The sequence below is a fragment of the Pedobacter sp. UBA5917 genome (assembly GCF_002432345.1).
In the GTDB taxonomy this organism is placed as follows: domain Bacteria; phylum Bacteroidota; class Bacteroidia; order Sphingobacteriales; family Sphingobacteriaceae; genus Pedobacter.
The window spans coordinates 1-7,119 of sequence record NZ_DJDT01000244.1 but is presented as its reverse complement, the minus strand read 5'-3'; the positions used below and the strand labels follow the sequence as shown (position 1 = coordinate 7,119).

The following is a 7,119-nucleotide window of genomic DNA, read 5'->3' as shown; positions in this document are numbered from 1 at the left end:
GGTTTGGGCAAAATAGCCGATGGCGTAGTTAAAATGCCGCTTACCCAGGCCAGAATATATCAGGGCCTATCCAATATTGCAGAGAAAAAAGGCGATAAAACAGCTGCACTGAATTACTTAAAACAGTATGTTTCTTTTTACAAAAAGGCGTTTGATGAAGAGAAAATAAACAATACCATCAGAATAGAAGCACAATACCAGTCTGAAAAAAAAGAACAGGAAATAGCCTATCTGCATCAACAAACGGCCTATACCAAAAAACTAAATATTTTCTATATTATTTCGGGCCTTACCGGGATAGCGGCATTACTTCTTCTGTTGATTTCTTACAATTACAAACTCAAGGCCTCGGTGCGCAAACAGGAATTGATCGATCAGCAGAAAGGTGCTGCAGAATTAAAAGTGCAGTTAAAAGAGGCAGAGGCCTTGCAGTTGCAGGCAGAGCAGGCTTTGCTTAAAGAGCGGCAGGAACGGTTAGAACGTGAGGTACTGGCGGGAACCTTACAGATTGAGGAAAAAAATGAAATTTTGGAGCTTTTATCAGATCAGGTAAATACCGAAAGCAACCTTTCGCTTGATGAACAGATTAAGAAAATTGTAAACCAGCAGAAAAAAATGGATAAGGATTTTGAAGAATACAAAGCCGATTTTTTTGATGCCAACCCTGCTTTTTTTGAACGTTTACAACAGAAAGCGAACAATACACTTACACGCCTCGATCTGAAATACTGCTCGTACATGTTGATGGGATTATCAAATAAAGAAGTGTCTATCCGTTTAGGGATAGAACCCAAAAGTGTACGCATGAGCCGCTATCGCCTCAAACAGAAACTGGGCCTGGGCAAAGAGGATGATCTGAACCTGTTTTTGCAGAATATGGGGTAGCTTTTGGGCCTTAGTCTATAATCTCTAGTCTGCAGTCTTTAGTCTGAAGAACTGAGTCTGTTTTTAACATATGAAATAGTTAGATATAAACACAAAAAGCCAGAATTTTTACTCTCCTGGCTTTTAGCTTAATTTTTTGTCAATGCTGGGTTGGCTGAGAATAGAATTATTCCCCTTCCAGAACTTCTAAATATGGTTTATATGTTTAGATTTTCAAGTCAAAAAGCTATCCGCTGTTTTGCAAAATGTACAGTACAGATTACCCGAAATTTTTGGGATGGGAAATTGAAGAAAATGTTTTAACCGGTTTATGGTCCTTAGGGCTAAGCCGGTAGAACAATACCCAATAAGTAATGGCCATAATCAATATACCTAAGAGCGCACTGACTATATCTTTCCTTTTCATACCGGCCTTTGTAACAAAAATAATGCCGACCAAAAAACATCGTGAAAAATAATTCATTTTTTTTGTAATCGCCTGTTTAAGCGGGAATAATTACATATTCGAAAGTCTTTATGTATAACCACAGTATTTTCATTTGCCCGAAAAGCATAAATTAATGGTCATAAATGTGCAATAATCCAGACTATTTTAGCAGAAAGGATGTTTTTAAAGCATTTTGATTAAAAAGACTATAAAATCTATGGGAATTGTATATATTTGCTTCCGCAAGAAATAATTTGCAGACTTATCCAGAAAGACTGAGGGAAAGGCCCGATGAAGTCTTAGCAACCTGTTGCCAAATAAGGTGCTAAATCCTTCCTATAAAAAAGGGAAGATAAGGAAGATTTCAGAAATAGAATCTGGGTAAGCCTGTGGTAAATTTAAAGATTTAAAGGATGAATATTTATTTGGACAATGCCGCAACTACACCACTTTCGAATGAGGTTTTTACCGAAATGGAACCTTATGTTTTCCAATCGTTTGCCAATCCATCTTCAGCACATGCGCTGGGCAGGGAGGCAAGGGTAGCGGTAGAAAGATCGAGGAAAATAATAGCCGAAAACTTAAATGCCAGACCGGAAAATATCTTCTTTACCTCTGGCGGAACGGAGGCCGATAATACTGCTATCCTTTCAGCAATCCACCACCACAAAATTGATGTGGCCATTACTTCAAGGCTCGAACATCATGCAGTTCTTAATACACTAAAAACAGCTGAAAAAGCCGGTTTAATCAAACTATTGTATGTAGAAAATGATGCTAATGGAAATTTATCCCTTCCGCATCTCGATCGTTTACTCGAAGAGAATAACAGGGCTTTAATCTCACTGATGCATGGTAATAATGAAATCGGCAACTTAAACCCGATTGATGAAATTGCCGACCTTGCCGAGCACCACGATGCAATTTTACATTCGGATACCGTGCAAACCATGGGCCATATCAGGTACAATACCCGTTTGCTTGGGCCTGATTTTTTGGTTGGCTCTGCACATAAGTTTCACGGCCCAAAAGGTGTAGGTTTTTTATACGCCAAAGATCCGGCAAATTTACGCTCGCTGCTAAATGGTGGATCGCAGGAATCGGGAAAAAGGGCCGGAACAGAGAATGTTTCGGGAATAGTGGGACTGGCTTCAGCGCTTTCGGGTGCCTATGCTAACTTCGATCAGCACGAATCGCATATCGTAAGTTTAAAACAGCAGCTGATTAACGGCATTAAACATTTGCCCGGAATTATTTTTAACGGGCATTCTAAAAATATCGACAAAAGTCTCTCTACTATATTAAGTATTGCCTTACCTCAGATTGAGAATACTGCAGACCTGCTTACCAATCTCGATGTTTTGGGGATTTACGCTTCGGGTGGAAGCGCCTGCACCAGCCATGGTTCTTCGCACGTTATCCAGGCCTTAATGCCACGCAACGGGTACGATATAATCCGTTTTTCTTTTAGCCGATACAATACCGACCAGGAAATAGATCAGGTAATTACGGTTCTTAATCAATACAGCGAAAATATACTGGGACAACCCAGCCTGCGTTCGGCATAAATATTATCCATATTAAAAAAAATCAAACTGTTAAAACCAACAACTATGAAAAAATCATTATTAATTGCCATCAGCACACTTCCGGTTGCAGCAATGGCACAAAAACCTTTCTCTGTGGAAGGGACATTAAAAAAATCGACAGGTACAGAAAAGGTATACCTTAGTTATGCTCAAAATGGTCAATCGCTTACAGATTCGACAACATTAAAAGATGGGGCATTCTCATTTTCGGGAAAAGTGACCGATCCGGTTAGGGCATCGGTTTACAGAAAACCTGCTGATAAAAATGGAAAGCGCGACTTTTTATCCTTCTACCTCGAAGCCAGTACCATTAAACTTACTGCTACCGACTCGTTAAAAAACGCATCAATTACCGGATCGCGGGTAAATACCGATAATGATAAACTAAAAGCGCTAACCAAGCCTGTACAGGATAAACTTGCAGCAATTAGTGGCGAGTTTGGTACACTAACAGCAGAGCAGAAAAAAGATAAAGCGGTTACCGAAGCCATTTACAAACGTTACGAAACCACCAGTAAAGAATTGGAGCCGATATACCTTGGTTTTGCGCGTCAAAACCCTAAGTCGTTCGTTAGTTTAACCGCTATCCAGCAGATTGCAACCAGCGAAACTGCACAGGCTGAAGCCGAACAGGTTTATGCCGGTTTGGATGGGGTTGTAAAAGACAGTAAAGCGGGTAAAGACATTTCTATTTACTTTAATGCCGTAAAGAAAACCAAAATTGGCCTTCAGGCACCTGATTTTGTACAGAATGATGTAAATGATAAACCTGTAAAATTATCGGATTTTAAAGGGAAATATGTTCTTGTTGATTTCTGGGCTTCGTGGTGCGGACCGTGCCGTCAGGAGAACCCGAATGTTGTAGCAGCCTATAACCAGTTTAAAGATAAAGGTTTTACCATTTTGGGCGTTTCTTTAGATCAGCCGGGTAAAAAAGAAGCCTGGTTAAAAGCCATTGCTGATGACCATTTAACCTGGACACATGTTTCGGACCTGAAATTTTGGGATAATGCCGTAGCAAAACAATATGGTATCAGATCGATCCCGGCAAATTTTTTAATCGATCCGGATGGGAAAATTATTGCAAAAGGACTACGTGGAGAAGCATTAAAAGAAAAACTCGCATCGCTTTTAGAAGCCAAAAGCAAGTAGGTAAATAATATTACCGAATAGCTTTTTAAGTGAAAATACCAGGTAGGCTGTCTTTTCTATTTGAAATATGCAAAAGCTTACCGTATACATAATAATAGGGGAGGTTTAGGCCACCCCTGAAAAAAATGATAACCAAAACGAACCTTTTATAAGTGTATCTGATTAATGCAGATACAGCTGTAATGGATTTAAAAATGACCCTCGAAACCATAACCTACCTTCAGGATCTAAATATGGTAGATTTTGATAAAAACTATGTGAAGGCGAAAAAGCCGGTTATTTTGAGCAATTTTATCTCAAATAGTGATGCCTTTAAAAACTGGAATTACGACTATTTTAGAAAAGAAGCCGGGAATAAACTGGTAGCTGTACATGGTAGTGAACATGCACATCCCGATTATGTAACCAGTCCGGCAGAAAGCGAAATGACATTTTCAAATTATCTCGATCTGATTGAAGAGGGACCGAGCGAACTCAGGCTGTTTTTGTTCAACCTGTTGGTTTATAAACCAAAACTCCGGAAAGCACTTCAGGTTACACCTCCAATGAAAGGTTTCCTAACCAATTTTCCATTGCTGTTTTTTGGTGGGGAAGGGGCAAGTGTAAGGTATCATTATGACATCGATATGAGCCATGTTTTCCTTAGCCAGTTTGAGGGAGAAAAAAAGATTTACCTCTTCCCCAATAATCAATCTGTATTTCTATATAAGCTGCCGTTCAATTTTCATGGCCTGGTTGATTTGAGAAACCCCGACTATGAAAAATATCCTGCGTTAAAACTGTTGAAAGGTTGGGAATGCACCCTTAAACCCGGCGAAACGCTTTACATCCCTTCAGGTTATTGGCATTATATCCAATACCTAAGCCAGGGCTATTCTGTAAGTCACAGGGCCTTGTCGGCCTCGTTTGCAGATAAACTTACCGGTTTCAAAAATATCTTTATTATTCGTCGAATCGATAATATCCTCCGTCGTTTATTCGGGCAAAAGTGGTTCGATTATAAACTGAAAAAGGCCAATCGCAACACAAAAAAATATCTTTAAAAATAAAGTGCCAGCTTTCTATAATTATAATAATACGCAATCAATCTAGAATAAATGGATTGATAAAAAATAAATATTTATTGTTTTTCGATAAATATTCATTACGTTTGTTTTGTGTTATTAATCAAATTATAGAAATTATGAAAATTGGTACAACGCAGATACTTAAAGTATTGCACATCCTTGCGTGGATTATATTTGTTGGCCTGTGTATCCAGGCTGGCGGCTTTATCGTAACCGCGGTTTTTACCCTGGCAAAACCAACAATTGTTGATCGTTTGTGGCAACAGGTAGATCTTACTGCACTTTTTCAGTATGATCACGGGCATTTTTTTGTGGAAATACTGCTCCTAAGCATTGTTGCTGTGGCGAAAGCCTGGTTATTTTACCTCATCGTTAAACTTTTATACGATAAGAAATTAAATTTGGAGCAACCATTTAATAACGGGGTAAGAGATTTTATTTTTAAAATAGCTTATGCTGCCTTTTTAATCGGGGTGTTTTCTCTTTGGGGATTAAATTATGCCGAATGGTTAATTAATAAAGGTGTACATATTGCCGATCTTACCGCTTTGGGCGGTGGCGATGCCTGGTTATTTATGAGTGTTGCGCTTTTTGTAATTGCTCAGATTTTTAAGAAAGGGATCGAGATCCAGACAGAGAACGAGTTAACCATATAATTTATGCCGATTATTGTAAATCTGGATGTGATGATGGCCAAACGTAAAATGTCATTAAATGAGCTTTCCGAAAAAGTGGGTTTAACCCTGGCCAATCTTTCTATCCTCAAAACAGGAAAAGCAAAAGCCATGCGTTTTAGCACACTCGATGCAATATGCCAAGTGCTGGATTGCCAGCCTGCCGATATTTTGGAATACAGGGCAAAAGTATAATCAACGAAAATTTTATGCTGAAATTTAACTTAGATACCATCATTCTTTTTGTAAAGGACGTGGCGCATTTAAAGTCTTTTTATACAGGTGTTTTAAAATTAGAGGTGCTCGAAGAAACTCCGTCGGAGTGGTTGCTGCTCAAGGCAGGTAGCTGCAATATTGCGCTTCATAAAATTGGCGATCAATATTTGGATAAAAACAAAGGACTTTTTAAATCTGGAAACAATACCAAACTTGTTTTCGAGGTGGATAATATTACCGATTTAAGGGATTATCTGCTTGGCGAAAAAGTGCAGATCAATGAAATCAAAACATTTCCTGATTATGCTTATTGGCTTTGCGATGGCGAAGATCCCGAAGGCAATGTTTTTCAGTTGAAACAAAGGAAGTAAGGGGCTAAGATTAGGCTTCCTACTTACCATCATTTTGATACCTGCCAGCGCTGCGATCCAAAAAATTGAGGTGATGTTCTGAATATCCTACATATTATCCGGTTTTATATTAGGCAGCTTGCAAAACTCAGGTGGGCTAAGGTGACTTAGGTGGTCAGAAAATGTCTCTCGATATAAGCTCATATCCTGTTAATTGTCTTATATGGTAAAAAATATAATGTGATTGTATATCTCCTTTCCTCCTAACTTAACGGCAATACCACTTATAAAATAGGGTGATTATACGGTGTTTTAATACGTAAAAATGTAGTTATTTAGGGTAGTATATGTCTATCCCTTGTAGAACATATTTATCCATCTACAAATATAAATTGCTCGAAAATGATTACACTAAAACTGGAAGAAAGATTAGATGAAGTATGGAAACACTGCCAGCGTGGATTGGTTTACCCTTCACCATTCGCCATTTTTACCACCCTTTGGACCAAAACGCGCGTAAACCGTCAGCAATTGGCCGATCTGATGGCTTCGTTACGAAAAGAAATCAATACCCATTCCGAACTTAAAGACCGCAACACTTCTGTAATACTTGGCGTTTCCTTTAAAAACTGGGCTGCTATCTGCAATAGCGATAAATTACCACTACCCAAGGGGATGCGCCTTAATTTTCCAACAGCGGCAGATCCTTATACTTCTGATGTTTTTGATGCATCGAAAGGTGTATTTGATGATACCGAG

The 7,119-nt window shown here is 38.8% G+C and carries 8 protein-coding genes and 1 riboswitch; all 8 genes read left to right on the top strand.

What is annotated here, in order from left to right; translation table 11 throughout:
• Nucleotides 1-885, top strand: an 885-nt coding sequence (locus tag B2V92_RS16575) for a helix-turn-helix transcriptional regulator (protein WP_293310145.1), incomplete at its 5' end; no start/stop codon positions are given.
• Nucleotides 886-1,571: 686 nt separating this feature from the next.
• Nucleotides 1,572-1,671, top strand: a riboswitch (SAM riboswitch).
• A 54-nt stretch (nt 1,672-1,725) separates the two neighbouring features.
• Nucleotides 1,726-2,880, top strand: a complete 1,155-nt coding sequence (locus tag B2V92_RS16570; RefSeq protein WP_293310143.1) for a cysteine desulfurase family protein — start codon at nt 1,726-1,728, stop codon at nt 2,878-2,880.
• 45 nt (nt 2,881-2,925) lie between these two features.
• Nucleotides 2,926-4,053, top strand: coding sequence for a TlpA disulfide reductase family protein (locus B2V92_RS16565; protein ID WP_293310141.1), 1,128 nt, complete (start codon nt 2,926-2,928; stop codon nt 4,051-4,053).
• Nucleotides 4,054-4,205: 152 nt separating this feature from the next.
• Nucleotides 4,206-5,096 (top strand): cupin-like domain-containing protein, encoded by an 891-nt coding sequence (locus B2V92_RS16560; RefSeq protein WP_293310139.1) that lies wholly within the window; start codon nt 4,206-4,208, stop codon nt 5,094-5,096.
• 140 nt (nt 5,097-5,236) lie between these two features.
• The gene (locus tag B2V92_RS16555; RefSeq protein WP_293310137.1) at nt 5,237-5,776 is read left to right on the top strand and encodes a DUF2975 domain-containing protein; all 540 of its coding nucleotides are present in this window, start codon (nt 5,237-5,239) and stop codon (nt 5,774-5,776) included.
• 3 nt (nt 5,777-5,779) lie between these two features.
• Nucleotides 5,780-5,989 (top strand): helix-turn-helix domain-containing protein, encoded by a 210-nt coding sequence (locus B2V92_RS16550; protein WP_293310135.1) that lies wholly within the window; start codon nt 5,780-5,782, stop codon nt 5,987-5,989.
• 14 nt (nt 5,990-6,003) lie between these two features.
• Nucleotides 6,004-6,381 (top strand): VOC family protein, encoded by a 378-nt coding sequence (locus B2V92_RS16545; RefSeq protein ID WP_293310133.1) that lies wholly within the window; start codon nt 6,004-6,006, stop codon nt 6,379-6,381.
• Between the two features lie 381 nt (nt 6,382-6,762).
• Nucleotides 6,763-7,119, top strand: a 357-nt coding sequence (locus B2V92_RS16540) for a hypothetical protein (RefSeq protein WP_293310131.1), incomplete at its 3' end; no start/stop codon positions are given.

What these genes read in the sequence shown, in the direction of transcription:
- B2V92_RS16570 (WP_293310143.1), top strand. Translation starts at nt 1,726, where the DNA reads ATGAATATTTATTTGGACAATGCCGCAACTACACCACTTTCGAATGAG.
- B2V92_RS16565 (WP_293310141.1), top strand. Translation starts at nt 2,926, where the DNA reads ATGAAAAAATCATTATTAATTGCCATCAGCACACTTCCGGTTGCAGCA.
- B2V92_RS16555 (WP_293310137.1), top strand. Translation starts at nt 5,237, where the DNA reads ATGAAAATTGGTACAACGCAGATACTTAAAGTATTGCACATCCTTGCG.
- B2V92_RS16550 (WP_293310135.1), top strand. Translation starts at nt 5,780, where the DNA reads ATGCCGATTATTGTAAATCTGGATGTGATGATGGCCAAACGTAAAATG.
- B2V92_RS16545 (WP_293310133.1), top strand. Translation starts at nt 6,004, where the DNA reads ATGCTGAAATTTAACTTAGATACCATCATTCTTTTTGTAAAGGACGTG.